Source organism: Ruegeria sp. CG11, assembly GCF_056537245.1.
This window is the reverse complement of the sequence record NZ_JBQFRE010000004.1, coordinates 151,789-176,553: the sequence shown is the minus strand read 5'-3', so window position 1 is coordinate 176,553 and position 24,765 is coordinate 151,789. Positions and strand designations below refer to the sequence as shown.

General features: G+C 54.0%; 26 protein-coding genes, 1 tRNA gene, 1 pseudogene and 1 riboswitch. Of the genes and pseudogenes, 14 read left to right on the top strand and 14 right to left on the bottom strand.

The window, feature by feature from the left end:
• Positions 1-7: 7 nt before the first annotated feature.
• From ACR0KW_RS12185 to ACR0KW_RS12175, 3 genes are all read right to left on the bottom strand, one after another.
• Positions 8-682 carry an HD domain-containing protein gene (locus ACR0KW_RS12185; protein ID WP_480805229.1) on the bottom strand — a complete coding sequence of 225 codons (675 nt, stop codon included), beginning with the start codon at positions 680-682 and terminating at the stop codon, positions 8-10.
• Positions 666-1,766, bottom strand: coding sequence for a chorismate synthase (gene aroC, locus ACR0KW_RS12180; RefSeq protein WP_480805228.1), 1,101 nt, complete (start codon positions 1,764-1,766; stop codon positions 666-668). Before aroC ends, ACR0KW_RS12185 begins: the two co-directional genes overlap by 17 nt.
• A 94-nt stretch (positions 1,767-1,860) precedes the next feature.
• Positions 1,861-2,301 carry a 6,7-dimethyl-8-ribityllumazine synthase gene (locus ACR0KW_RS12175; RefSeq protein ID WP_480805227.1) on the bottom strand — a complete coding sequence of 147 codons (441 nt, stop codon included), beginning with the start codon at positions 2,299-2,301 and terminating at the stop codon, positions 1,861-1,863.
• 72 nt (positions 2,302-2,373) lie between these two features.
• Positions 2,374-2,518: riboswitch (FMN riboswitch) on the bottom strand.
• A 112-nt stretch (positions 2,519-2,630) separates the two neighbouring features.
• On the opposite strand from ACR0KW_RS12175, the gene ACR0KW_RS12170 reads away from it, so the two are divergent.
• Positions 2,631-3,239 (top strand): glutathione S-transferase, encoded by a 609-nt coding sequence (locus ACR0KW_RS12170; RefSeq protein WP_480805226.1) that lies wholly within the window; start codon positions 2,631-2,633, stop codon positions 3,237-3,239.
• Between the two features lie 54 nt (positions 3,240-3,293).
• Here ACR0KW_RS12170 and ACR0KW_RS12165 read toward each other — a convergent pair whose 3' ends face one another.
• Complete coding sequence (locus ACR0KW_RS12165) at positions 3,294-3,740, bottom strand: c-type cytochrome (protein WP_480805225.1); 447 nt, start codon at positions 3,738-3,740, stop codon at positions 3,294-3,296.
• 476 nt (positions 3,741-4,216) lie between these two features.
• Here ACR0KW_RS12165 and petA point away from each other — a divergent pair, with 476 nt between their 5' ends.
• The 3 genes from petA to ACR0KW_RS12150 are packed head-to-tail and all read left to right on the top strand — an operon-like array spanning position 4,217 to position 6,950.
• A complete protein-coding gene (gene petA, locus ACR0KW_RS12160) occupies positions 4,217-4,801 on the top strand; it encodes a ubiquinol-cytochrome c reductase iron-sulfur subunit (RefSeq protein WP_480805224.1) in 585 nt (194 codons plus the stop codon).
• 14 nt (positions 4,802-4,815) lie between these two features.
• Positions 4,816-6,147, top strand: a complete 1,332-nt coding sequence (gene petB, locus ACR0KW_RS12155; protein ID WP_480805223.1) for a cytochrome b — start codon at positions 4,816-4,818, stop codon at positions 6,145-6,147.
• 17 nt (positions 6,148-6,164) lie between these two features.
• Positions 6,165-6,950 carry a cytochrome c1 gene (locus ACR0KW_RS12150; protein ID WP_480805222.1) on the top strand — a complete coding sequence of 262 codons (786 nt, stop codon included), beginning with the start codon at positions 6,165-6,167 and terminating at the stop codon, positions 6,948-6,950.
• A 204-nt stretch (positions 6,951-7,154) separates the two neighbouring features.
• On the opposite strand, the gene ACR0KW_RS12145 is transcribed toward ACR0KW_RS12150, so the two are convergent.
• From ACR0KW_RS12145 to ACR0KW_RS12135, 3 genes are read right to left on the bottom strand one after another with little or no spacing between them, the layout of a single operon-like run.
• Complete coding sequence (locus tag ACR0KW_RS12145) at positions 7,155-7,922, bottom strand: hypothetical protein (protein WP_480805221.1); 768 nt, start codon at positions 7,920-7,922, stop codon at positions 7,155-7,157.
• A gap of 45 nt (positions 7,923-7,967) precedes the next feature.
• Complete coding sequence (locus tag ACR0KW_RS12140; RefSeq protein ID WP_480805220.1) at positions 7,968-8,195, bottom strand: hypothetical protein; 228 nt, start codon at positions 8,193-8,195, stop codon at positions 7,968-7,970.
• Positions 8,196-8,239: 44 nt separating this feature from the next.
• Positions 8,240-8,638, bottom strand: a complete 399-nt coding sequence (locus tag ACR0KW_RS12135) for a hypothetical protein (protein WP_480805219.1) — start codon at positions 8,636-8,638, stop codon at positions 8,240-8,242.
• Positions 8,639-8,942: 304 nt separating this feature from the next.
• On the opposite strand from ACR0KW_RS12135, the gene ACR0KW_RS12130 reads away from it, so the two are divergent.
• A complete protein-coding gene (locus ACR0KW_RS12130) occupies positions 8,943-9,356 on the top strand; it encodes a nuclear transport factor 2 family protein (RefSeq protein ID WP_480805218.1) in 414 nt (137 codons plus the stop codon).
• A gap of 11 nt (positions 9,357-9,367) precedes the next feature.
• Here ACR0KW_RS12130 and mtaB read toward each other — a convergent pair whose 3' ends face one another.
• Positions 9,368-10,624 (bottom strand): tRNA (N(6)-L-threonylcarbamoyladenosine(37)-C(2))-methylthiotransferase MtaB, encoded by a 1,257-nt coding sequence (gene mtaB / locus ACR0KW_RS12125; protein ID WP_480805217.1) that lies wholly within the window; start codon positions 10,622-10,624, stop codon positions 9,368-9,370.
• The gene (gene dapF / locus ACR0KW_RS12120; RefSeq protein ID WP_480805216.1) at positions 10,621-11,463 is read right to left on the bottom strand and encodes a diaminopimelate epimerase; all 843 of its coding nucleotides are present in this window, start codon (positions 11,461-11,463) and stop codon (positions 10,621-10,623) included. The genes mtaB and dapF overlap by 4 nt, the downstream gene beginning before the upstream one ends.
• 212 nt (positions 11,464-11,675) lie before the next feature.
• Between dapF and ACR0KW_RS12115 the strand changes: the two genes are divergently transcribed.
• Together ACR0KW_RS12115 and ACR0KW_RS12110 are read left to right on the top strand one after the other, a co-directional pair.
• A tRNA-Lys gene (locus tag ACR0KW_RS12115) sits at positions 11,676-11,751 on the top strand.
• A 344-nt stretch (positions 11,752-12,095) separates the two neighbouring features.
• Positions 12,096-12,464 (top strand): DUF3768 domain-containing protein, encoded by a 369-nt coding sequence (locus ACR0KW_RS12110; protein WP_480805215.1) that lies wholly within the window; start codon positions 12,096-12,098, stop codon positions 12,462-12,464.
• Positions 12,465-12,506: 42 nt separating this feature from the next.
• Here ACR0KW_RS12110 and ACR0KW_RS12105 read toward each other — a convergent pair whose 3' ends face one another.
• On the bottom strand, positions 12,507-13,202 hold the full coding sequence (locus ACR0KW_RS12105) for a hypothetical protein (protein ID WP_480805214.1): 696 nt from the start codon (positions 13,200-13,202) through the stop codon (positions 12,507-12,509).
• Between the two features lie 293 nt (positions 13,203-13,495).
• Here ACR0KW_RS12105 and ACR0KW_RS12100 point away from each other — a divergent pair, with 293 nt between their 5' ends.
• Positions 13,496-13,819, top strand: coding sequence for a helix-turn-helix domain-containing protein (locus tag ACR0KW_RS12100; protein WP_480805213.1), 324 nt, complete (start codon positions 13,496-13,498; stop codon positions 13,817-13,819).
• A gap of 196 nt (positions 13,820-14,015) precedes the next feature.
• Positions 14,016-15,197, top strand: a complete 1,182-nt coding sequence (locus tag ACR0KW_RS12095) for a hypothetical protein (protein WP_480805212.1) — start codon at positions 14,016-14,018, stop codon at positions 15,195-15,197.
• A 231-nt stretch (positions 15,198-15,428) separates the two neighbouring features.
• On the opposite strand, the gene ACR0KW_RS12090 is transcribed toward ACR0KW_RS12095, so the two are convergent.
• Positions 15,429-16,817: a hypothetical protein gene (locus ACR0KW_RS12090; protein ID WP_480805211.1), complete on the bottom strand. Its 1,389-nt coding sequence runs from the start codon at positions 16,815-16,817 to the stop codon at positions 15,429-15,431.
• 650 nt (positions 16,818-17,467) lie between these two features.
• Between ACR0KW_RS12090 and ACR0KW_RS12085 the strand changes: the two are divergent.
• The 3 genes and pseudogenes from ACR0KW_RS12085 to ACR0KW_RS12075 form a co-directional block, all read left to right on the top strand.
• Positions 17,468-17,605: pseudogene (locus ACR0KW_RS12085) on the top strand (AAA family ATPase); the annotation flags it as partial.
• A 378-nt stretch (positions 17,606-17,983) separates the two neighbouring features.
• A complete protein-coding gene (locus tag ACR0KW_RS12080) occupies positions 17,984-19,252 on the top strand; it encodes an ATP-dependent nuclease (RefSeq protein ID WP_480805364.1) in 1,269 nt (422 codons plus the stop codon).
• Positions 19,253-19,258: 6 nt separating this feature from the next.
• Entirely contained in the window at positions 19,259-20,683 is a 1,425-nt protein-coding gene (locus ACR0KW_RS12075) for a UvrD-helicase domain-containing protein (protein WP_480805210.1), read from the top strand.
• Positions 20,684-20,983: 300 nt separating this feature from the next.
• On the opposite strand, the gene ACR0KW_RS12070 is transcribed toward ACR0KW_RS12075, so the two are convergent.
• Both ACR0KW_RS12070 and ACR0KW_RS12065 read right to left on the bottom strand, forming a co-directional pair.
• Positions 20,984-21,259: a hypothetical protein gene (locus ACR0KW_RS12070; protein ID WP_480805209.1), complete on the bottom strand. Its 276-nt coding sequence runs from the start codon at positions 21,257-21,259 to the stop codon at positions 20,984-20,986.
• Positions 21,260-21,338: 79 nt separating this feature from the next.
• Positions 21,339-21,551 carry a helix-turn-helix domain-containing protein gene (locus ACR0KW_RS12065; protein WP_480805363.1) on the bottom strand — a complete coding sequence of 71 codons (213 nt, stop codon included), beginning with the start codon at positions 21,549-21,551 and terminating at the stop codon, positions 21,339-21,341.
• Positions 21,552-21,667: 116 nt separating this feature from the next.
• Between ACR0KW_RS12065 and ACR0KW_RS12060 the strand changes: the two genes are divergently transcribed.
• Together ACR0KW_RS12060 and ACR0KW_RS12055 are read left to right on the top strand one after the other, a co-directional pair.
• Positions 21,668-22,318, top strand: a complete 651-nt coding sequence (locus ACR0KW_RS12060) for a hypothetical protein (RefSeq protein WP_480805208.1) — start codon at positions 21,668-21,670, stop codon at positions 22,316-22,318.
• A gap of 392 nt (positions 22,319-22,710) precedes the next feature.
• On the top strand, positions 22,711-23,214 hold the full coding sequence (locus ACR0KW_RS12055) for a hypothetical protein (protein WP_170655038.1): 504 nt from the start codon (positions 22,711-22,713) through the stop codon (positions 23,212-23,214).
• Positions 23,215-23,581: 367 nt separating this feature from the next.
• Here the strand turns inward: ACR0KW_RS12055 and ACR0KW_RS12050 are convergent, their stop codons facing one another.
• Complete coding sequence (locus ACR0KW_RS12050; RefSeq protein WP_480805207.1) at positions 23,582-24,745, bottom strand: hypothetical protein; 1,164 nt, start codon at positions 24,743-24,745, stop codon at positions 23,582-23,584.
• Positions 24,746-24,765: the final 20 nt, after the last annotated feature.

The following is a 24,765-nucleotide window of genomic DNA, read 5'->3' as shown; positions in this document are numbered from 1 at the left end:
TCAAAGATCAATGACCGGTGCGGGGATTCGACCAGTCGGCAGGCAGGGGGTGGCCGATCTCGTCGGCAAACTCTTCCAGGAACCGGATCATCCGCTGGGTACGTCGCCGCGCCAATGCCGCGCCGCCTTCGGTCAGCATGTCATCCGGCAGCGCCAACAGCTTGACCTTCCAATGGTCGATCGAAAAGGCAAGATCGTCCAGCGGGCGGTTCGCAGCAAAAGGATCGGCCGCATCATACAGCGTCCGCCCCAATGCGCCCGAGACCGAGAAGTTCCGCGCAACCCCGATCGCCCCAAGCGCATCCAGCCGGTCCGCATCGCGCAGAATGCAGGCCTCGGGCGTTTCGGGCGTGATATTGGCCGAGAAACTATGCGCTTCGATGGCGTGCTGAATCGCGCTGATCTGGGTGTCGTTATAGCCCAGTTCCCTCAGAATAGGCTCTGAATCCTGCGCAGACTTGCGCGACGCCAGATGACGTTCGGGGTCGTCTTTCGGCAGATTGACCAGATCATGCAGGTAACAGGCAGCCAGCAACACGGACCGGTCCGTTGCCTCATCCGCGATGTTCTGAGCATTCACCCAGACCCGGTCCAGATGGGCCAGATCGTGTGCCGGATCGGTTTCCATCCGCAGCGCGACGACAGCGCGCAGGCGTGTGCGCAGATCAGCCGATCCGTCCACGGTTCTCTCCGATCTGGCCGCGGTGCAGCAGCAGGTGGTCAAGGATCACGCAGGCCATCATCGCCTCACCCACCGGCACCGCGCGGATGCCGACGCAGGGGTCGTGACGGCCTTTGGTGATGATCTCGGTTTCCTCGCCCGATTTGGTGATGGTCTTGCGCGTGGTCAGGATGGACGAGGTCGGTTTGACCGCAAACCGCACCACAACATCCTGCCCGGTCGAGATGCCGCCCAGAATGCCCCCGGCATGGTTGCTGCTGTATTGTGGGCCGTCCTGACCCATGAAAATCTCATCTGCATTGGCCTCGCCGGTCAACTCGGCGGCGGCCATGCCTTCGCCGATCTCAACGCCTTTGACTGCGTTGATCGACATCATCGCAGCGGCCAGATCAGTGTCTAACTTGGCGTAAACAGGTGCGCCCAGCCCGGCCGGGACGCCGCGGGCCACGACCTCGACCACCGCTCCGACCGAGTTGCCGGACTTGCGAAGGTCGTCCAGATAGGTGGCCCAATCCTCGGCGGCTTGGGCATCGGGCGTCCAGAACGGGTTCTGTTCAATCTGCGACCAGTCGAAATTGGCGCGGTCGATCTTATGCGGGCCGATCTGGGTCATATAGCCCGTGATCTGCACATTCGGCGCGATCTGTTTGATCGCCTCGCGGGCCAATCCACCTGCGGCGACTCGCGACGCGGTTTCGCGGGCCGAGCTGCGCCCGCCACCGCGGTAGTCGCGGATACCGTATTTCTGCCAGTAGGTGATATCGGCGTGGCCCGGACGGAACTTGTCCATGATATCGCCGTAGTCTTTCGAGCGCTGATCGGTGTTTTCGATCATCAACTGAACAGGCGTGCCGGTGGTCTGGCCTTCAAACACGCCAGACAGGATTTTGACCTGATCGGGTTCACGCCGCTGGGTGGTAAACTTGTTCTGCCCCGGTTTGCGCCTGTCCAGCCAGTGCTGGATCATCGCCTCGTCAATCGTCACGCCCGGCGGGCAGCCGTCGACGGTGGCACCCAAGGCGGGCCCGTGGCTTTCACCCCAGGTGGTGACGCGGAAGAGGTGTCCAAAGCTGTTCATCGACATGGGGCGTGCTCCTTTGAGGGTTGTGATTAGCGGGCAAGGCCCGTGGCCTCAAGCGGATTTGCGGTTGGGGCAAGGGCGCCCCAACCAAGTGTGCCTATGCCGCACGGGTTAGTTCGGCACGGGTTTTGGTGATCATCAGGGCGGCTTGCGCGGCCTCGCGCCCTTTTTCCACGAAATGCGCGCGATAGATGGCGTTGTGGTGATCGGTTTCCTGATATTGATGCGGGGTTAGCGAGACCGACAGGACCGGAACGCCGGTATCCATGCCTGCACGCATCAGGCCATCAACCACCGCTTGGGCCACGAAATCGTGCCGGTAGATGCCGCCATCCACCACAAAAGCGGCACAGGCGACGGCAGCGTATTGGCCGGTCTGGGCCAGATCGCGGGCCAGCAAGGGCATCTCGAACGCGCCGGGGACGTCGAAGACATCGACCTGTTCCGCGGGGATGAGTTGGAGGAACCCGTCCAGCGCGCGGTCCACGATATCGGAATGCCAGTTGGCTTTGATAAAAGCATAGCGGGTGTGTGTCATCATGATCTCCTTTCGTAACAGACACGTCACCCAAGGCGATCACGGGCAGGCGCGCCGCATCACCGGCACGCTGCACGTTCTCTTTCATCCGGACTTTAACCGTCGGCTCTGGCCTCTCACCAGATCTGCTGACACCCCGGCACGGGGCCGCTCGCGGGCTTACGGGTCAAGCCCGCATACCGCCGGTGGGGAATTTCACCCCGCCCTGAGAACGGGGTGGAATGTGCCAAGGCTCGTTCACTTCTGCAAGAGGCTTTGCACTCCACCGAATTGACGGGTTTCGTTTCCATGGTCGTCCTGTAAGGTCGCTGCAACCAAGGAGAGCGCGAATGAAACTCTATCACAGTCCAACCTCGCCCTATGTCCGCAAGGTGATGGTTTTGCTGCACGAAACCGGCCAGCTTGAAGATGTCGAGGTGTTGAATGTCGCCACCACTCCGTTGGCTCCTGCGGACGAGCTGCAGGGCAAGGTGCCGCTGAGACGCATTCCGGCGCTAGAGCGACCCGATGGTCCGACCCTGTTCGACAGCCGCGTGATCTGCGCCTTTCTGGACGCGCGCATCAAGGCGGGAATGTACCCCGAGGGCACCGGGCGTTGGGACGTGCTGACGTTGGAGGCGCTGGCTGACGGTATTTTGGATTCGGCGGTGGGGATGGCCTATGAGGCGCGCCTGCGCCCCGAGGACAAACAGTGGGACACGTGGCTGGATGCGCAATGGGGCAAGATTGAACGGGCCTGTGCCGCGTTGAACCAGCGCTGGATGGCGCATCTGTCGGGGCCGCTGGATATGGGGCAGGTGGCCGTGGCCTGTGCGCTGGGCTATCTGGACCTGCGCCACGATGCGCGGAACTGGCGCAAGGGCAATGATGCGTTGAGCCAGTGGTTTGCCGCGTTCAACGAACGGCCCAGCATGGTGGCGACCCGTCCCGAGGGCTGAGCCGGGTCTCAGGTGCGCTGGCCGTGACAGGCAGGGCCAGCGCCGGATTAAAGATCAGGGAGCGCTGAAAGTGGCGAGATAGGCCGCGATGTCGTCGGCGCCTTTCTTCAGCTTCACGCTCATGTTCGGGCGCGCGGTTTCGTCATTCAGATATTCCTGAATGAACACGATCGGGTCCTGCGAATAGGCGGCGATGTTTTCCTGAGTCCATACCAGCCCCTCTTCGCCGGCGCGGATCATGTCATCGGTGAACATACCGACGGGCAGGCGTTCGCTCCCATAGCGGTAGTCATTCTCGGCACCAGCGACGCGGCCCACCACACCAAAGAGATTCGGTCCGGTGATGCCGCCTTTGACCAGAACCTCGCCGTCTTTGATGATCGCATGGCAGGAAGAGCAGCGATTATAGAGTTTTTCACCTTTGGCCGGGTCACCGGCAGCTGCGGCATGTGACGCAAGGGCAATCGTAAGAGTCAACGCAGTTGGAATGAGCTTTGGCATGGAAAATGTCCTGCTGAGGTTGGGATTAATTCGGCCCTTCGGAGATTCCCGCTAAAAGTGCAATCGAAATCAGGCCTGCGTAAGCACCTATAAAATATCTATTTTTAACTCAGTTTTTTCGCGGTCACGGATTTCCTGAAAGTGGGAAATTGCATGGCGAAAATGGGTCAGAATTTTGCAAATCAGGCAGCCTGTGATGAGGGGATGACTGATCCGGATGGCCCGTGTTCGCCTGACCCGAATCACATGGATGGCGAATTAGGCTGATTGGCGGATTTCCCCACTTAAACCCGCCCAAAACTTGAAAAATCAGCCCCCCGTTGTGACATGAATGCCCATATGCGGCGTAGTGCGCGCCTATGACCGCTGGACGAACCGATTTCTCCCGGCTAGATAGCCGCGATGAGACGCCGCTTTGATGCGGTGCTGATGCATGTTTGCCCGCAACTGCGGGCGCCGGAATCGGAGAAAACCTCGTGTCCCACGCAGAAGACAACGAAGGCACCCGCAGAGATTTCCTCTACTACGTCGCTGGCGGCGCAGGTGTCGTTGCGACGGGTGCAGCCGTATGGCCCCTGATCAACCAAATGAACCCATCGGCAGACGTTCAGGCGCTGTCCTCGATCCGCGTGGACGTGAGCGGCGTTGAGCCGGGTACGCAGCTGACCGTGAAATGGCTGGGTAAACCCGTGTTCATCCGTCACCGCACCGGTGCCGAGATCACCGAAGCAAAAGAGCAGGACGCCGAAGGCGTAGACGCACTGCCCGATCCGCTGGCGCGCAACTTCAACCTGCCCGCTGATGCGCCTGCAACCGACGAAAACCGCGTGATGCCGTCGCCCGAAGGCGAAGCGCCCGGTGCATGGATCGTTCAGATGGGTGTATGTACCCACCTGGGTTGTGTGCCTCTGGGTGATGCCGGTGACTTTGGCGGCTGGTTCTGCCCCTGCCACGGCTCGCACTACGACCTTGCCGGTCGTATCCGCAAAGGCCCCGCGCCCGAAAACCTGCCCGTCCCGCCCGTTGAGTGGGTGGACAACAGCACCATCAGACTCGGCTAAGGGAGACCCAACTTATGTCCGGAATTCCCCACGATCATTACGAGCCGAAGACAAACGGCGAAAAGTGGCTGAACAGCCGCCTGCCGATTGTCGGCCTGATCTACGACACCATCATGATCCCCACCCCCAAGAACCTGAACTGGTGGTGGATCTGGGGCATCGTCCTGGCGTTCTGCCTGGCGCTGCAGATCGTCACCGGTATCGTTCTGGTGATGCACTACACCCCGCATGTTGATCTGGCCTTCGCCAGCATCGAACACATCATGCGCAACGTGAATGGCGGCTATATGCTGCGCTACCTGCACATGAATGGCGCGTCGCTGTTCTTTGTTGCGGTTTACATCCACATCTTCCGTGGCTTGTTCTACGGCTCGTACAAAGCCCCGCGTGAGATCACCTGGATCATCGGGATGCTGATCTACCTGATGATGATGGGCACCGCCTTCATGGGCTACGTTCTGCCCTGGGGTCAGATGTCCTTCTGGGGTGCGACCGTGATCACCGGCCTGTTTGGCGCGATCCCGTTCATCGGCGACGCGATCCAGACCTGGCTGCTGGGCGGACCCGCAGTGGACAACGCCACGCTGAACCGCTTCTTCTCGCTGCACTACCTGCTGCCCTTCGTTATCGCGGCGCTGGTGATCGTGCATATCTGGGCCTTCCACACCACCGGCAACAACAACCCCACGGGTGTTGAAGTGCGCCGTGGCTCGAAAGCCGAGGCCGAGAAAGACACGCTGCCGTTCTGGCCCTACTTCGTGATCAAGGACCTGTTCGCGCTGGCCGTAATCCTGGTCGTGTTCTGGGCCATCGTCGGCTTCATGCCGAACTATCTGGGCCACCCGGACAACTACATCGAAGCCAACCCGCTGGTGACACCTGCACATATCGTTCCGGAATGGTACTTCCTGCCGTTCTACGCGATCCTGCGTGCCTTCACCGGTGAGGTCTGGGTTGTGCAGTTCGCCAGCTTCATCACCGGCGGCATCATCGACGCCAAATTCTTTGGTGTGATCGCGATGTTCGGTGCGATCCTTGCCATGGCCCTGGCGCCCTGGCTGGACACCTCGAGCGTGCGTTCGGGCAAGTACCGTCCGATGTTCAAATGGTGGTTCTACCTGCTGGTCATCGACTTCTTTGCCCTGATGTGGCTGGGTGCGATGCCCGCGGAAGAGCCCTATGCGACCTTCTCGCTGATCGCGTCTGCCTACTGGTTCGCCTATTTCTTCGTGATCCTGCCGATCCTCGGCGTGATCGAGAAACCTCTGGCCCAGCCCGAGACCATCGAAGAAGACTTCAACGCGCATTATGGCAAGGCTGACGCCGACGCCACGCCGGCCGAGTAAGAAGAGGGACCGGAAACATGTTCAAGAAACTTGCAATCGGTGCCGCGTTTGCTCTGGCCCTTGCTCCTGCTGCGTCTTTCGCAGCAGGCGGCGGCGAGCAGCATATCGAGGATTTCGACTTCTCGTTCGAGGGGCCGTTTGGCACCTGGGACAAGGGCCAGCTGCAGCGCGGTCTGCAGATCTATACCGAGGTCTGCGCAGCCTGCCACGGCCTGCAATACGTGCCCCTGCGGACACTGGAAGACCTGGGCTATTCGGAAGAAGAAGTCATCGCTTATGCGGCGGGCAACTTCGAAGTGTTCGATCCTGAGCTGGACGATTTCCGCCCGGCGATCCCGACCGACCACTTCCCGGCCAATAACGGTGTTGGCGCGCCGGACCTGAGCCTGATGGCCAAGGCCCGCGCCGGTTTCCACGGGCCCTACGGTCTGGGTATCAACCAGTTCTTCAAAGGCATGGGCGGTGCGGAATATATCGCCTCGCTACTGGATGGCTATACCGGCCATGAAAAGGAAGAGGCTGGCGCGGTCCTGTACGAAAACACCGCCTTCCCTGGTGGCTGGATTTCGATGGCACCGCCACTGTCCGACGATCAGGTCGAGTTTGCCGATGGTCACCCGGCCACGGTTGAGGCTCTGTCCGAAGATGTCGCCGCCTTCCTGATGTGGACGGCCGAGCCGAAGATGATGGAGCGCAAATACTCGGGCTTCGTCGGCGTGATCTTCCTGTCGCTGCTGTCGGTGTTGCTGTATCTGGTCAATAAGCGCCTCTGGGCCACGGTGAAGGGCAAAAAGACCACCTGATCGCTCTTTCGCTAGGATTTAGAAAGGCCCGGTGTTCAGCACCTGGGGCATAGAGATATCCGTCAGAAAATAAACGGACATTGAACGAGAAGGCCTACACGTCACAGTGTGGGCCTTTTTTCCTCTGGTTTACGCTGCATCGACAAGAGGAAATCGCCTGTATTTTGACTTAGGTTGACGTAACTACCGGCCCAAACCCGCCCGTCACACAAAGGACGGCGAATTGCCGACGTCAGACCTTACCCGGATATGGCGTCTTTGCGTTTCGCCTACGTGGATAAAATCGCCGTTCTCGAACTTGTCTTCGGCGCTAAGATGGAATTGTGCCAGGGCCTCGGCATAGGTCTTGAGTTCTGAAGGGTGCACTTGATCTCCGGCAATCCGGTCGAAGGCCTGGGAAACTGCCAATCGGCTATCCCGTTCAAACGGGGCAATCGGCTTTGGCGTCTTGGACTTGGTAGGCCTGCCGCGACCAGGCGTCCCCACGATCACATCTTGCCTTGGTTCGATTAAACACCCGGATTTTGCGGTGAACGCGCTCAGAAAACCAAACGGCTTGATTTGGTCTTGGTACGGCTGATCCTGGTTCCAGATCTCAACCCACTTCAACAGTTGAGGGCTGGTTGCGCCGTAGCGACTGACGCAGGGGTTTTGCAAGGCGGGATGATAGTCCAGGCTGACCTGATCGGGCGTGCCGCGTAGAACGGCTTTGATTATCTTGATCCACAAATCATGCTGCCAACGGTCGACGCCTATCTCAGATGGCAACAATGCGGGGTTTGGCACACATCCTGGTGCGTCATGTTCACTATAGGGAGCAATCAAATGCCCCAACCCGTGCGCTGACGCCTTGCGCAATATGGGCCTGCCGTCGTCGGAGAGATTGTAGAGCGCATAGCGCTTTGCCGAGATCGCCAGGCAATAGAGCGGGTCCGGCTGTCTCGTGTCTGGATCGAAATTTGCATCTTCCATTTCCAGAATGGAGCCCGGCTTTCGATAGGGGTTGAGATTATCAAATCAGTCAATCACGCTTTGGCCTTTTGCCAGGAACTCAGTTTGTTCCATCTGACCGGGCTTTGCCATTGCGAGACTGTCGGTATCGCAGAACACCCAGTTCAACCCTTGATCCGCTGCCACCCGCTCCGACAGGGCCAGCATCAACCGGGCGGCCCCGGTGATCAGCGTTCCCAGGAGTGGGTGATAGTAGCGGCCCGGTTCTTCGACAGCTGTCGTGTCGGTGTTCAACAGATACCCGTTCGGCCCATACAGACGCCCGCCGCTCAATGCGTTCAAAACGCTACGAGGTAAATAGTCAGCAAGATTGCACCAACCGAAACGAACCAACCAACGACAAGGTACAAATCCCGCAATTTGTCGGAGAAGTGGAGCTTAATTTCTCCTAAGCGTCCGTTCGGCTCACGCTTCCACGACTCCAATATCCTTGGAAAACACGTGGCCAAACCGTGGGCAATTCCAACTGGAAGCAATAATAAGATAACGCCCAAACCAACTGCACTGCCTAACAGCCCTTCGAAGGTCCAAGTGTTCACGGCGGCGCTGACAATCACCAACAAGATTATGACCGTGCAAAAAATTGCGTTCAGCGCCATCAAAATTGCGCCCATTCGTTGCATAGGTGTTTCAGGTGCCGTTCTAGCCCAAAACGACAATATGCGTTCAATATTCAATTCTACTAGGCCTGTATCGTACTAATTCTTACCCATTCTAGCGGTCTTTTGAGCAATGCGCAGCATCCGTCTTTATGAGCTCATAGCAGTCGATCACGATAGATGTTTAAATCTAAGAGAAAGCCCACACTTCTCTGTGTGGGCTCCTTAGCAGTGAATAGTTTTTTCTGGCGGATGTCTCTATACCCCCGGTGTTCAGCACCGGGCCTTTTTTGTTTGAGGGCATCTGAATGCTATACTCTCAACGCCCATTTTGTTTCGTGGGCACTGCATTTTCAGGGCAATTCATTTGGGAGAGCGGGTTATGGACACGCAGAGCAACGTCAAAAAAATGTGGAAGGCTTTCGAGGAGTGGAACGATTGCAAGGCCTCGGATGTCGAGATGTGGGAAAAGTACACAACCGAGGATTTGTGCATGCGCTCACTGGGTCGCGGAAGGTACGGGCTGGATTTCAGTTGCGAGCGCAACGGCAGGGAGGAGATGCAGGAATATCTGGAAGACCTGACCAGCACATTCAAAATGGAACACTGGACCTTGAAAGACACCATCGCACAGGACGATCGTGTCGTCGGCCTCGGGGTGTGTGCTTGGACGCACAAGGGCTCCGGCAAGACGGTAGAAACGCCGATTGTGATCATCTGTCGGTTTCGCGACGGGTTGGTCTGCGAATACGATGAGTTCTACGACACCGCCGCCGTATCAGCCGTGATCAATTGAGAGAGCCTGCCTCAGGCAGTTAGTTGGGTGTCCGTTTGACCGGAAATTCTGGCCGTCACGATCTGCCCTTCGGATTGTGGGGTTCCGAATGTTACCTCGGTGAACTGCTCGGTGCGGCCCATGTGTGGATTTTCCATCAGGACGTGATGGGTTTTGCCAATCTGGGCGGTTAGATGTTTGGCGACCTGAGCCTCGCCCGCCGCGCGCAGGCGGGCAGCGCGGTCCTTGATGATGGTACCGTTGATCTGCTGCGGTATGCGGGCTGCTGGGGTGCCGTCGCGCTTGGAATAAGGGAAGACGTGCAACCACGTCAGGTCGCAGTCGGTGACCAGCTTCAGTGAATTCTCGAAATGGGCCTCAGACTCGGTCGGGAAGCCCGCGATGATGTCGGCGCCGAAAGTCATCTCGGGGCGCAGTTTGCGGGCCTCTTCTGTGAAACGGATGGCATCGTCGCGCAGATGGCGGCGTTTCATCCGTTTCAGGATCAGGTCATCCCCGTGTTGCAGCGACAGGTGCAGATGCGGCATCAGGCGCGGCTCGGTCGCGATGGCCCGCATCAGGTTCTCGTCCACCTCGATCGAGTCGATCGAACTGATCCGCAGGCGCGGTAGGTCGGGAACCAATTTGAGAATCCGCATGACCAGATCGCCCAGCTTCGGCTGTGCAGGCAGATCCGCGCCCCACGAGGTCAGGTCCACTCCGGTCAGAACCACTTCGTTGTAGCCCCGATCCACCAACCGCTTAATCTGGTCCACCACCACACCCGCAGGGACGCTGCGTGAGTTGCCGCGGCCATAGGGAATGATGCAGAAGGTGCAGCGATGGTCGCAGCCATTCTGGACCTGCACATAGGCGCGTGAGCGAGTGCCAAACCCGTCGATCAGGTGACCAGCAGTTTCGGTGACCGACATGATGTCATCCACCTGTACGGCCTCGGTCTGGCCGATGAAATCCGCCGCCATGCCCTTCCAGGTGCTGGGCTGCATCTTCTCGGTATTGCCGATGACCGCATCGACTTCTTCCATCCGCGAAAACGTCTCGGGTTCGGTCTGAGCGGCACAGCCGGTTACGATCAGCCGCGCGTTGGGATTTTCGCGCCGCAGCTTGCGAATCTCCTGCCGTGCCTTGCGCACTGCTTCGGCTGTTACCGCGCAGGTGTTCACCACGACCGCGTCGGTCAGGCCTGCCTGTTGCGACAGCTCCTTCATCGCCTCGGTCTCATAAGCGTTCAGGCGGCAGCCCAGCGTGGTGAATTTGGGGGGATTCATCCCAATGACCTCAGGAATTCAAGTGTCAGAGTGCCCGAGAAAACATGGCAAGTCGGCCCCGTCATCCAGACGCCATCCTCGCGCCAGTCGATCCAGATGGTGCCGCCATCCAGATCGATCTGCACCTTGCGTCCGGTCAGGCCACGCCGTGCGGCGGCCACCGCGGTTGCACAAGACGAAGACCCCGAGGCTAGCGTGATGCCCACGCCCCGCTCCCACACACGCATCCGGATGTGATCTGGGCCGATAACCTGCGCCACCTGCACGTTCGTACGCTCGGGGTAGAGCGGATGGTATTCGTAGCGTGCGCCAAATTCCGTCAGGGGGATGGCCTCTGCGTTCTCGACAAAGAAAGTGCAGTGCGGATTGCCCATCCCGGTGGCGGTTGGCCCGCCCTCGATCGGCAGTTCCAGCGTGTCCACCTCTTCGGCCAGTGGAATTTCGTGCCAGTCCAGTTGTGGCGGCCCCATGTTTACCGAGGTCAGCCCGTCGCCCGCATCGCGCGCATACAGGGTGCCGCGTTCGGTGGTCAGCGTCAGGTCGGACTTGCCGGTTTCTTCCATCAGGAAGCGCGCAATGCAGCGCGTCGCATTCCCACATGCGGCCGAGGTCGACCCGTCGGCGTTGTAGAACACCAGATGCGCATCCGATTCGCCGTTCTCGATAACCGCCAGCTGGTCAAAGCCGACCCCGAACTGTCGATGCCCGATTCCCTTTGCCAGGGTGGGCGTAATCTCAACAGATTGCGCGCGCGCATCCACAATGACAAAGTCATTGCCCAGCCCGTGCATCTTCATGAAGGGCAAACCGGTGTTCTGTAATCCTTGCATGGCGGGCATATAACCCTGCGCCGGAAAGGAATCCACCCTGCGGTGAAGATTCCTGAAAAAAGGGGTTGACCCCCCCGCGCCACCTGCCTAATTAGGCCGCCTATCGGGACGCCGGAAACAAGTTAAGTTAAGGCGAAACGAGGCGCAAAATAAGGACTTGCACCCGATCGGGAAAATGCCTTAGAGAGCGCCACGGATCGACAAGATCCAGACAAAAGAGTGGGCCGTTAGCTCAGTTGGTAGAGCAACTGACTTTTAATCAGTGGGTCGCAGGTTCGAATCCTGCACGGCTCACCACTTTTTTCAAAGGGTTAGCAAGAATAGGCGAGATTTTCTCACGCCTACAGCAACCACCTAGCAACCACGCGGCATAGATTGACGTAGAAACGTGTAGAAAACCGTTTCGCTGAATGCGTGAATTATCGCTTTTGATGAGTCCGTAAGGCATTGTTATTTTGATGCTTTTTGACAATTCGAAGAGTTTTTGGTACACTGACAATGTACAGAGCGGCAATTGACTGTCGCGTGCAACGCCCAAAAGAGCACAGATAACTTGAACTGCTACGCTAAGAAAAGCGAAGCTGTGCCCGCCTGTACGTCATCACAACAATCAAAAATCTCAAAAAGCACAGGAGCTTTCCATGACGGACGGCAAAATCTCTTCGCATGTCAAACTGACAGCAGATATGTCCCCTACTCAGAAGAACCAGGTTTTGAACGACCATTTCCGAAAAACAGGTGAAGGCGGCATTGTTATGATCTCCATGGGGATACACCTGCTGGGCAGGGCGACCGTTGATATGATCATGAAACAACTCGCGGGAGATGCTGGCGACAAAAGTGTGGAACCCGGTGGAGAGCATGACGTTGGTTCAATCAAGGTGAACAATCGAACAGTCGATTGGGAAATCAACTATTACAACAAAGACCTTGATGACGAGTCACCTGACCCCACTGACCCACAGCTGACGACAAGGTACATGGCGGTATTGCTGTCCACTGAGTATTGAATCCATATGCCGGTTCTCACTAATGAGAACCGGCTAAAACTCTTAACCCCATCCAGTTTTTTTTGCCTCTCTAATTCTCGCCTTCTCCGCCTTTGCCTTTCTCTTCGCTTCCTTTTTCTTTCGCTTTTTTCTTTCAGCGCGCCTCCTTTCGTCTTCTTCTTTAACTCTTTCTAGGCTCACTACTTGCCCACCAGTTTGGTAAGTGAAGCCAACTAAGAACTTAGATGGAACACCTTGTGTTTGCGCGTAGTGCAATTGGCGCGCTAGTCGGGAGACCTCCCCTGAACCTGTCCATGATCCATTAGGGTCCAGCCCAAGCAAGCACAGGTAATGAAGTCTAGATGCACCTTTTTGCTTCGGATTCCTTTGAACGTGTTTTCCCAAGGATCGCAGATAGTCGTCCCAAAACTCTCTTAGCTCACTTTCTAAAGCCTTTTCCTGGCACCCAATCGCTAGTTGATAAGAAAATTGCTTCAGTACGTTCTTGGGTTGATACATGTAGCATTGGCCGACTGTGTTTCCTTCAGCGTGAAAATGTTCAACGACCCCCACTATCTCGCGACGAATTTCGTTAAGTGCACTTCGGATGTGGCGTTTGCGCTTAGGCAGCTTGAGTTTAATTTTTGCTGGTTCGACGAATTTCCACTCTTTCAGAGAGAAAACGTCCTTCATATGGGCCTCAAACAAATAGAGCTCTTCGCTGGTAGCTCGCTCTGGACGTTTTTGGGATGCAGCCATCTGATTCACTCCACTCGAAACAAGTTATTTAGGATCACTATAGACGTGATAACGTCGTAAAATTCCAAAACATCTTTTATTACGTCGAAACTTGTCAACTTCTTCGTCATAACGTCGTAAGAGAATATTGGAAACTTCATCAGTTTCAATGTAACTATATGAAATTATTGATATATTTTTGATTTCCGTTTTTGTTTACATACCTGTGGATTGTGGCACCATTGATGTACGGGCTGGTTGTCGCCTCTTGGCGTCGACAAACTTGTCCTCCAACAAATTTAAGGAAAATCGAAATGACCCAAGGTATGGGATTAGGAGAGGTTTGCCAGGTCAAACCTAAGGGAGCACTGGCTCCGGCTTTCTTGTCGGAAAAGCAAGCCGCATCTTACCTCAATATGTCAGTGCAATGGCTTAGGAAGTGTAGGTCGAACGGAACGGGTCCAACTTGGATGAAGTTTGGCCAAGCAATCCGTTATCCGGTTGCAGAGCTTGAAAACTACATCTCACAATCGAGCCGAAAGTTCACCGGGGAGGATGTTGTTAAAGCTGATCAATGCCTCAAGACATCCAGAGATTGGAAAACCAGCTTTGCTACCCGAGGTCGCGAGCACAGCTAGACCAGCACCGATTGAACACTCCAACAAATGCAATGTTGTAGATTATTGGTAGCAGGCTGACCGGAAACACTGAGGAACAACGCGCTTCCGGTTCGCTTGCACCAGATAACCCAAGTCAGTCTCAGACAATGACGTAACGGTCACCAGTGTGGCCGAAGTCTCAGTCGTGCCTGACGGACACTGAAAGTCTATACCAATGAAATCCAAGAACCAAAACTCAAAGGCTAAGCCGGAAATAATACGGACAGCCAAGAAGAGGCGCACGAAGAAGGAAAAAAGCCGTCATGCTTGTAAGGGAATGAAGAACACTGAAAAACAGTCTAAACAGTGGGATAAACTATCTAAACAGGGTACTTCGATACAGGATATAGACACTTCCCATCCTGACACTGTCCTGAGATATAACAAGTATGATGATGATGCGGAACACAGCAAGGAGCTTCATCGCGAAGCTTGTGAGAAACAGGAAGAAACCATTCATGAGTGCTTTGCAAACCGCGTTTTCAAGAAGACAAAAAAAGAAGACTTTTTAGCTCTTGGTGGTTGCAACGGATTGTACGCAGATCATATGCCCGCATGTGACATACAGGCACGAAGCGAACTTGGCATCCAGTTGATAGACGAAGCTCGGAAACTGCATCGGAAGGTCAAGAAAGACCCAAAGCTGAAAATGTTTCTTGTTTCCATTGTGGACGAAAAGTACTTCGTCAACGAGCGTGGCGGTACATTTGAGGTGAGCGCGTTCAAAGAAAAGGTTCAGTCCGCCATCCGCGCGTATACATCCTTTCATGCAGTTGGGGTGATCGAAGTCCATCCAATTGTGAACTACCCCTTCGAAAGAAAAGGAAAGTCGATCTCACTGCACGCCCATCTCACATGCTGGGGATACGATACCAAGGAGCTTAAGGCTCTCAAGAAACGCAGCAAGGGCTTCAAGAGCAAGATTACCAGAATCCCGGTCCACACCAAGAAAATCAACAAAATTGAAGGGCACATAAGCGGGGCAATGCGATACTTGGCAAAACCGCATTGCAAGGGAAAAGAGGTTGATCCACGCAAATTCGGCAAAGGTAAGCGTTGTTTGTACAATTCACGTGGGTTGAAGCTACGTCACCATCTGCGCTTATTTGAGTTCGGGGCAAAACTACCGATTGTCCAAACAGTCTTTGGCGTAAACGATGGAGTAGTGGTCAGGAAGCGTGTCGTCGCCAAACTTGAGAGCTGGCACAAAGAAAGACCGGGCACCATGATCGAGCTTGAGCATCGAGTTTATCCGCTGTTTGAGAAGTTCTTGGCAGATAACAAAAAGCTTAAGAACTATAGGCCGTTTGTTGTCAACTGGCGCAAGCCTTCAAGGCGCAAGAAGTCAAAACACTGAATTTCTAGGCGGTGTAACACCGCCTAGAACTGTTTCCGTGGAATAGATTAGGAAAGACGAAGCGGTCATTCCGTCGTCGTGCAACGAAGGTCGGTAGCGCGCCCTTATGGCTTCAGCGGTGACGTGTGCATTTCTTGCAAAGGGCTTCGCAAAAGGAACTCGGCGGTGTAGCGGGATGCGAACCCCGCTGAGTACCAGACTGCAGCCATTGACCCAGAGACGTAACTCTACCTATTCGTTATGAAATTCTTCATTGGGAATGCCGTCCCAGTGCATCCCTTCACGCCCTTTTGCTTCCGGTGGTAGGATCAAGCTTGTTAACGAGAGAGGTTTCTTGTCGCTGCGGATACCTCGCCACTGGAAGGTTTCGTCAATAGCCCAAGGTTTTTCAAGCGGAGCCTCCGGGGCAAAATAGTGCCAATAAATAAACGAAAGCGGTTTTCCCTTTGGGTCAAAATCTGTGATCGTTTGCATAATTTTTTCATAGCGGTGCTCTTCAATCACATCGTCGCCGAGAGCTTCCAATCCGATGTGAATTACGCCAAGTCGATCTGGAGGTAGTTGTTTGTTTGCCTCAACAAGTTTGCGTTTGATATCCCGTGCCTTCTTCTCTATCGCGCCTTCAGACAAGCTTCGCGTCCGGAGGACAATGGCCTGATCAACCTCGTCAATGAAGTGTGGGTTCGGTGCGAATTTTACCTTTTGGATAGTATTAAGGTTGTCGTGGCGAAGGTACGTCCCGGTCAGTAGCTTATTGTAGATCGGACCAGGGTATAGGATATACCCATCTTTCAATGAAGTCTGAAGTGGGGCTAGGTCCAGTTCACTTATGACTCCTGACGCGAGATCATCAGACCAGCTAAAAGAAGGAGCGTCAGAGCTAACAAAGGTGGTGATCTGTTGAACAAAGTAGTCGTCAGGTACGTCATCTAACTCAACGGCAAAATCAACATTCACTAAGATGTTGCGCCCCGTCGAAACCAGTATATTTGCAGCTGGCTTCCAAAGGTAGCGTTTGCGCTTTCGTTCACTTTCGACATAGTCGCCAGCTTCCAGTCTCTTGCACTCAACAGCCCAACTTGTGCCATGAATGCTGACGTCCAAGTCATGTGTCTTAGGTCCCCCAGGCTTTTCCGGCCTAAATGCCACAGATGCGCCATCGCGGGCATATGCCAATGCTATTAACATCTCAAACAATCCGCCATTTGGCTGTGATCTCTCTGCACCAAATACGCGTCGGGCTCGCCCTTCAAATCCCTCAATCTTCGGTATCAAGTCGAGGTTTCTGCCTATTGCAGCTAAGATCGGAACCACACGACAGCCGTAGAAGACTTCGTAATTGTGAGGATGTTCCGTGAAAGCTTCACCCAAAAAGAGATACCAACCGAATAAGTCTTCGAGACCGTAGTACCGTCCCTCACCGCTGGGGTCCTCCTGCTCGCCTACAAGTGAGCGATAAAAACGCCGAGCTGCGGCCTCACGGCGCTTCTCCCATTCGTCCAGCCCCATAAGTTCGCGAAAGTAAGCAACACCTGCACTCAAATCCGGGAAGTCACCATAGAGCATTGGCTCATCGGGGAGGCGTTCAAACATATGAGGAGGGAATTCAGTGAGAGGCATCAAAAATCCTTGAAAATTATATGATTGGTCCCCAAATTGCGACTCGGCAAGTGGGGCGGTGCCCCAATGGAGATTGTATCTCTACAACTTGCAAGTGCTTAGCGGCGCTATGTGATCCTCTAGCCGAGGTGAGCTAAGGCCAACCCGTTGAGACCCGATGACCGTCGGGCAACTTAAACGGACAATTGGTCGGCAGGCGTCCCCAAGTGATCATAGGGGTTAGCCGAACTGCCGATTTAGGGGCAGTATAAATATACTGAGCTGACGTAGTCATGCTCAACCGGTTGAGCGTCGCTTCGGAGAAATCTAATGCGATATTCAATCAAGTTGGAGGGGCGAGTACGCTATGGGGACGTTATCGGAACCATCGCTCTCGTACTGACCATTATAGGTTTGTTCTTGTAAGGTCAGGGCGGTTCTAGGACCGCCCTCCACAATTTCTACGATAGAATTGTCTACTTTTGGTGAGAGCAAATGCAGCTGCTTGATACTCAAATTCTGTTTAGTATGCGAAGCTGCTGCTAACGGCGATCACGTGCCGCACTGCAGTCCCCATTCCGATGCCACCGAACCTGTCCTGACGAAAGCCTTGAATACAACTTTAAGGTAGATCAGCGGCATGCTACCGTTTGAAAAAATCGCGGTATAATATGACAGTTATTCGAGAAGTTTCCATCTCCAACTTTCGGGGAATTCGCTTACTCAAATGGTGGCCAAACCCAGGTATCAATTGCCTGATCGGGCCGGGTGACGGTGGCAAATCGACGATCCTAGATGCCATAGAACTCACCTTGGGGACGAGGCAAAGTGTAGTATTCACAGACGCGGATTTCCATCGATGCAATGTCGATGAACCGATTGTGATTGACGTGACATTGGGCGCTCTTCCCGAAGAGTTGCTAAACCTCGAAGCATACGGGCACTTTCTGCGAGGCTGGAACCCCCAGACGGGGGGTATCTATAACGAAACGTCAGCGTCTCTGGAAACAGTTCTGACCGTTCGGCTAATCGTACGGGACGATCTAGAGGCCCAATGGATGCTTTACTCCGAAGGCCCGTCAGCCGAAGGCCGAGAGCGAAACCTCCAATGGAAGCACCGGCAACTCATTGCGCCCACGCGTCTTGGTACCGTCGCGTCACATCATATGGCACTGGGCCCACGGTCCGTGCTCGGGAAACTTTCGCCTGACAAAGCCCAAGCATCCGCTGCATTGGCTGCGGCCTCGCGACAAGCCCGCCAAGCCTTTGCAAACCAGGGTTGTGATGGCGTAGACGAAGTGCTGACCACGTCCAGAACTATCGCCAACAACATGGGCATTCCTGTTGAACAGGTAAATGCGTTGCTAGATGTGAAAGGGGCCACGTTTTCTGGGGGCGCAATTGCTCTTCATGACGAAGATCAGGTGCCGCTCAAAAACCTTGGTTCAGGCTCCATGCGCCTCCTTGTCGCAGGACTTCAAAAAGTAGCTGGTCAATCAAGTATCTCGATCATTGACGAAGCGGAGTTCGGCCTCGAACCGTACCGCATCATAAGACTGCTCGACTCGCTCGGTGCGAAATCCAACGACGCTTCTCAGCAAGTATTTTTGACAACTCACTCTCCTGTAGTTCTTCGAGAGCTTTCTTCAGTACAACTGAATGCGGTTCGAACGACTCGGACAACTGTCCCCGAAGTGATCGACAACGGTGAAGTCGTTCAGCCCGCAACCAAGATGACTTCGAACCACATCTTTCCCCTTGGCAACTCCGAAGCCGCACAGAAGGCGCTTAGAGCGTGCGCTGAGGCTTTTCTTGCCCCAAGTGTCATTGTTTGTGAGGGCAAGACAGAGATCGGTGTGATCCGAGGGTTGGATTTGTGGTGCCAAAGCCTCGGCCAGAAGAGCATTCTCGCAAACGGCTGCCACTGGGCGGATGGCGGTGGGTCATCCATGATGGAACGTGCGAAGATTTTTGCACGCATGGGTTACAGAACTGCATTGTTCATGGATTCTGATGTGTCCTACGACGCTGTAGTATATTCGGAATTGGTATCGCAAGGCATCGCCGTGATCCGTTGGCAAGACGGATACTCAACAGAAGCCGCGATCTTTTCAGCCGTGCCTGCAGCGCAGATTCCGGACCTTCTTTCAATCGCATGCGAATGGCGTTCTGAAGACTCCATTGACGGAAAAATCCGTCATGTCAGCAAAGGGCAATACAGTCTTCAGCAATGCAAGGAAAACTTCATCGATACGATGCGGCCGGTATTGGGACAATGCGCAGGTGATGGGAAATGGTTCAAAGATATTGAGCCAGCTGAGCGAGTGCTGAAAGAAACCATTGCTCCCGTGTGGCAAGGCACAGGTACAGTCTTCACCGCACCCCTGAATTCACTGTGGCAGTGGATAAGTCAGTCACCAACGGCACAACCCAACAATCCTGATGGCAACGGTTAAGTTTAGATGGTCGATGTGCCCGACATTCTTCAGGCTCAGCGGGGGCACGTCATTGCCCCCGCGGGATGCGGCAAGACGGAGTTGATCGCCAAAACGATTGCTCAGGCTAACGGCAAGCCAATTCTGGTCCTTACCCATACCACTGCTGGTGTAGCCGCGTTGAGGCAGAGGCTAAAGCGAGATGGAGTAGCTGCAACCAATTACCGGCTCAATACGATTGCGGGTTGGGCATTGACCATAATCGCAATGTTCCCGGAACGCGCAGGATACCGGCATGATCCACAGAATGCTCCTAATTACACAGCTGTGCAAAACGCGGTGGGTAGGCTTTGTGTCTCTGGTGATATCAATCCCGAGATTGCCGCAACTTATTCGCGCGTTTTGGTGGATGAATACCAAGATTGCTCAGCAAGCCAACACCTGATCACTTCCGGCCTCGCGAACGCAATACCGACAGTGGTGTTCGGAGATCCGATGCAAGCAATCTTCGGGTTTGGTGGCGATCCGCTTCCCGACTGGGCAAAACAAGTGGTTCCGACATTTCCCGAACTTGGACGATTAGTTACACCTTGGCGTTGGAACAACGCCGGGGCCAACGATCTTGGCGTTTGGCTTCTTAGCGTTCGAGGAGCGTTAGAGGCTGGGCACCAGATTGATCTTCGCACACTGCCCGCCCGCGTTGCATGGCATCCTCTTGGCAAGGACCAAAACGCCAATTCAGCGGCGCAAATTGCGCTTCAATATGAGATTGCCCAAGCGAACCCACGGGAAAAAATCCTGATAATCGGGGATTCTATTCAAGCGGACTCTAGGCACAGCTTCGCTAGTAGAGCAAAGGGGGTCGGCGTTGTTGAGCCAGTAGATTTCCGCGATGTCGTTGGCTTCGCCGATGAGATGAATGGGAAATTTGGGCAAGAGCTTCTGGACACATGTATCGCGTTTCTAATCAAGGTCATGACGAACGTGCTTGGCGACAAACTTCAATCGCGCATCCAGTCAATCCTCGGAAATCGCAACCGCACGCCTCCTACCGATCCAGAGATCGCCGCAATCTTGTTGAGACAAGGTGGTGGCTACACTGAAGCCTTGAATTTCCTCAAAGCAATGGCGTTAGACCCTGATAGACGAGTCTACCGACACAGCGCTTTCAATATTATGATAGAAGCACTGCAAACCGCAGCTGCAACGCCAGACGCCGATTTGCCCGCAGCTATCGCTGGTCTTCGTGAGCAACGCCGACACACAGGACGGGTCATTCCACCGAAGGCAGTTGGTTCAACCCTCTTACTGAAAGGCCTAGAGGCTGACCACGTAGTTGTGCTTGACGCCGACCGACTGGGGAACAAGATGTCGAAAGAGCATCTATACGTTGCACTTACCAGAGGGGCGAAATCTGTACATGTATTTTCGCGTAGCCCAATCCTACCATAATACAGTTATCGTAGATGCTCAGTCTTGATTCTTTTCAGTGCTCGTAGACAAATGGCAGCTTGTTGAGCTTCTCTGCTGTTAACAGCCCCCAGCGTTGCGCCCTCAGCGAAGGTCCGCAAGGTGGCCATTTTATCCCCTGCGTTGATCAACAGATTGCAGGCGCGGTGAATGTCAGCAAGGTCCGCATCTCGCCATCTGCAGGCCATATAACCAATGTCTGGTCTAAGTTGATCGCGACAGGCCGTTGAATAGCGGCCTCAACTACGCATGATCAACTGAGGTGAAAGTTAGAGGCACGGTTCAGATTTTGATCAAAGCACTTTGTATGTGTTTTCTGAAATCCTTTTGAGCACGTTCTGTTGCTTCAATGTAGCTGCTAGTTCGCACGATGTACTCTACAGCTGACCCCACCCACATAACCAATTTAAACGGGAATTGTGGGTCTTGTGGTTGCTCAACAACCAAATAATCTCTTCCATAGTGCGTGTAGGTACGCCAACCAGTTTCGACACCGTCACTGAACGGAACGAAATTCAGTTCTTTGACACCTATGAAATCAGGAAGTTCTGCTAGCATTTTGACCAGTTAATTCTGCTGTTTTTTTGTTTTATTGGTGAGATTTAGATTAGGTAGCCTGAAGTTTTCCTGACGTTTTCTATAGCTCGTGCTCAACCATCTTTGTCAGTATTTTGCAGAAAGCCTCAGCGCCAGTCGTTGCATCCGCCCATCTCGCAAACTCAACTACATCCATCCGCCGTTCGCCTGTTTCGGACTTAGCGACGAACGACTGAACCGTGCCCAAACGTTCTGCGAGCGCAGCTTGCGTCAAGCCCGCTTGGAGTCTGGCTTCCTTGAGGCCAGCTATCAAAATTTGATGCTCTCTGGTTCTGAGGGATTTCAATTTCAGGTGCCGTATTGATCAGTCGTTGGCGACCTGATAATCCCAAGTTAGAATAATCCCATTTTGGAATAAGGCGCTCTAACTTGTTGAGAATTATACTTACATTCCTGCTGTTTGCTTTCGGCAGCGTTGGTTTTGCACAGACAGCGACCGAACGTCACAACCTAGAAACTGCATTCCGTGAGCTCGACCATGCCCCGCGTGAAGCGGCGCAATTTGAGCTTCAACAGCAGAACTTGTACTCACAGCAGATTGACGGCCTCTGGGGCGCTGGTACCGAGCGGGCTCTTTTAGCCGCGTTGTTCATGTTGAACGAGGTTGGAATCGATGTTTCGGTAAATTCAGAAGCAGAAGCACAGTATTTCCTCGACTTCATCATAGCTGGTTCCGCGCAAGGTCTCATATTTGGTGAAGCCGATGAGCCTGAGGAGAGTATTGGCCTGCCAAGTTGGCTGGCGAACTACCTATCGTTTGACGCACAGATCGCCGATTGGCGACATGCAACTTACCAGATCAAAGTCGCATCTGCCGCAAACTATTATACGGCATTGATTCCGTCCGACGCTCAGGTACAGCACCTTATCCAAACCGGACAGTTGCAGAAGATCGCGGAACACATCGCTCCATGCATGGATGAGATGATCGAATTCGGTGTGCAGACCGGGCAAAAACGCGCGTCCGATCCTATCTACCCTGATTTTTCACAGGTGTGCGCAGCATTGGTCCTTCAATAGACCCTAAAACTTGCCGGTCTTTATCTGATCCGAGCCTTCTAACCCTCTTAAAACAGGATACGAAATGAAGTTTCTAATCGGTGCGGTCTCCATGATGGTCTGTTTCTATTTAGGTCAATCAATGCTCCGCAGTGGAATGCAGTTGAAGAGCAATGGTCATAAGATTAGCGGGTGGTTCCGCATAATCTGTTCAATCCAGTTCATACTGGGTCCACTGATCGGCATGGCGATGATTTTTTCCGCCAAATAGCCAACGATCAATAAGACGGCCGAGCCAACCTCAAGCTCTGCACCCTGCCGAAAATGCGATCCAAGATCCCTACTGCGCACTCGCAAAAACCAATGGCTCGAACGAACAAACAATTCCGACATACAAAAACGAGTAGTAAACGATGGCCTTAACAACCTGCTACGAATGCGAAGCCAAAATCTCCGACCACGCCGCCGCCTGTCCTAGTTGCGGCGCACCGCAACACACTGTTGAAGACAACGTGCCCAAGAAAAGTGCTGCCCATGAACTTGTGAGGATAGTGGCAGGTTTTGTGGTCGTGAGCTTTATCTTGACTTATGGGTTGAACTGGTTGTCCCAAGGTGAGCCGCCAAACCCTGTTGAAATGGTTACTGACCTCTTGCGGCAAATGGATTTTGAAGTTGGCGATCTGGATTGCGAGAGCATCCACGATGAAATCATGGTGCTTTCTAAAGAGCATGCTATTCAGAATAGTGGTGTCACGATGCAGGCTCTCGTGAACATAGCGACGGAGTCTCAGTCGCCAAAGGAAGTCAAGTGCATCGGTCGTGCGACTTGGTCGAATAGCACCAACAGCAGGGTCGAATACTCGAAAACGTACAGGGACGGAGAAGCGTGGCTTGAGTTTCAAGAACTGTTGTTTTGATGTTCAGTGTTACCCCTCAGAACACCGCGCCGAGCTACACGGCAACAATAGTGCTAACCTATTGGCAACGGGGACTATGTGCTGAGCGGCGCTCTAATGCGCAGAGCGTGGCCGTTCAGCTAGCCTATGTTGTGTTGTGGCGTTTGTGCCAAGTCCAACCGTCAGTGCGGCGTTCCGGCGTCAACCACACTTTAGATTGTTGCATAGCTCAAATTGCTAACACGCTAAATTGACCGCTTAGCCGCAGCGAAAGGCGAACCGATATCTTCGATCCAACCAGTCGGCTAGTTGCGTTGCTCAAAACATCACAGCCTCAATTGCGAAGCGGTTGAGCCTTTCGGTTCCATAACATCAACCGCGCCTCAAATCATGGCAGTGTTGCACTCCAGTTTCTTACTGCTTCAATCAAAGCCTGAAACTTACTTGGGTTGAGAACGAAGTACCCACCAGTCGCAGGAATGCTCCACTTAATCGCTGTATCAACCGCCAAATCAACCTTCTGCCCACCCCAACTAAAACAGGATTCCAAAGCCTCTGTAAGCTTTTTCAACGCCGACAATATTAGTGACTTGTCCGGTTCGATAGCCTCGACTTGTTCGGCGATTTCATCGATCGCCGCCCAAATGATTGTATGGTTTCCATGTAGCACAGAGGGCAACTCAACTTCTTCGGGTGGGTTGTTTCCACCAATCCCTAGGCGACTATTGGAGAATACCGTTGCCCGGTCGTTCTCGAGCTCAGATAACGCTTGCCTTAAAGAGAATAGAGTCTCGATTTTCTCTATCTCCCGCGCCACGTGTGCAGGCCCCAATTGCCAGTCTTGATCAGACAATGTCGAAGCAATCAATCTGCTCAGGTCCCAAGGCATTGGCTCACCATCTTGGATTGCCTTGAACCATCTTCGCCAGAACCCCCAAACGCTTTGGTCAGCATCAAATAAAGCAGCAAGGTTCGTGTAGTCACCCGAGAGAACACTCGGACGTCCGTCAAAACCCCACAGCGGAGGCCATTCTCCTAAAGATGTTACGTCTGATTTGGCTAGTTTGGCCGCATTTTCAGCGCCAGCTAACCAAGCCAACTCCCAGAAACCTCCCCCATTTTCCACCGTAAAGTCTGGTTCTCTAAAGCCGACTGCCCAAGAAATAGCATTGCTAACTGCATTCTCGGCAACTTCCCTTCTGAGAGAGCCTGCCGGTGGCTGTTCATCTCCGTACAAAACTTGTTTTTGATTTGGATGCGGCGATGCAAAGAACAACTGATCATTGTAAATTTGTTGGGCCGAACCTGCGTAGCTGACACTGCCAAACGCGAACCGCGCGGCTTTCCTAGCAGTATCCAAATCGAAGCTAGCGACAGTAGCAATAAGCAAGTGGTGCAACAACCGTAGAAGGTTTTCTTGATCAAATGGCGCCTCCCCAATCGCTGCGGGAAATGACCTTAGAGCCATACGTGCAACAAACCAAACCCGAGTCTGTCGATCTTGTTGTGATAGCCAAGATCTAGCGCTCTCATCGTCAACAATCTCAAACAATACGCATTCCCATTGAAAAA

Bases quoted from the DNA above. Each gene is read 5' to 3' on its own strand.
- aroC (WP_480805228.1), bottom strand. From the start codon at position 1,766: ATGTCGATGAACAGCTTTGGACACCTCTTCCGCGTCACCACCTGGGGT.
- ACR0KW_RS12175 (WP_480805227.1), bottom strand. From the start codon at position 2,301: ATGACACACACCCGCTATGCTTTTATCAAAGCCAACTGGCATTCCGAT.
- ACR0KW_RS12170 (WP_480805226.1), top strand. From the start codon at position 2,631: ATGAAACTCTATCACAGTCCAACCTCGCCCTATGTCCGCAAGGTGATG.
- ACR0KW_RS12165 (WP_480805225.1), bottom strand. From the start codon at position 3,740: ATGCCAAAGCTCATTCCAACTGCGTTGACTCTTACGATTGCCCTTGCG.
- petB (WP_480805223.1), top strand. From the start codon at position 4,816: ATGTCCGGAATTCCCCACGATCATTACGAGCCGAAGACAAACGGCGAA.
- ACR0KW_RS12150 (WP_480805222.1), top strand. From the start codon at position 6,165: ATGTTCAAGAAACTTGCAATCGGTGCCGCGTTTGCTCTGGCCCTTGCT.
- ACR0KW_RS12145 (WP_480805221.1), bottom strand. From the start codon at position 7,922: ATGGAAGATGCAAATTTCGATCCAGACACGAGACAGCCGGACCCGCTC.
- ACR0KW_RS12130 (WP_480805218.1), top strand. From the start codon at position 8,943: ATGGACACGCAGAGCAACGTCAAAAAAATGTGGAAGGCTTTCGAGGAG.
- mtaB (WP_480805217.1), bottom strand. From the start codon at position 10,624: ATGAATCCCCCCAAATTCACCACGCTGGGCTGCCGCCTGAACGCTTAT.
- dapF (WP_480805216.1), bottom strand. From the start codon at position 11,463: ATGCCCGCCATGCAAGGATTACAGAACACCGGTTTGCCCTTCATGAAG.
- ACR0KW_RS12110 (WP_480805215.1), top strand. From the start codon at position 12,096: ATGACGGACGGCAAAATCTCTTCGCATGTCAAACTGACAGCAGATATG.
- ACR0KW_RS12105 (WP_480805214.1), bottom strand. From the start codon at position 13,202: ATGGCTGCATCCCAAAAACGTCCAGAGCGAGCTACCAGCGAAGAGCTC.
- ACR0KW_RS12100 (WP_480805213.1), top strand. From the start codon at position 13,496: ATGACCCAAGGTATGGGATTAGGAGAGGTTTGCCAGGTCAAACCTAAG.
- ACR0KW_RS12095 (WP_480805212.1), top strand. From the start codon at position 14,016: ATGAAATCCAAGAACCAAAACTCAAAGGCTAAGCCGGAAATAATACGG.
- ACR0KW_RS12090 (WP_480805211.1), bottom strand. From the start codon at position 16,817: ATGCCTCTCACTGAATTCCCTCCTCATATGTTTGAACGCCTCCCCGAT.
- ACR0KW_RS12075 (WP_480805210.1), top strand. From the start codon at position 19,259: ATGGTCGATGTGCCCGACATTCTTCAGGCTCAGCGGGGGCACGTCATT.
- ACR0KW_RS12070 (WP_480805209.1), bottom strand. From the start codon at position 21,259: ATGCTAGCAGAACTTCCTGATTTCATAGGTGTCAAAGAACTGAATTTC.
- ACR0KW_RS12055 (WP_170655038.1), top strand. From the start codon at position 22,711: ATGGCCTTAACAACCTGCTACGAATGCGAAGCCAAAATCTCCGACCAC.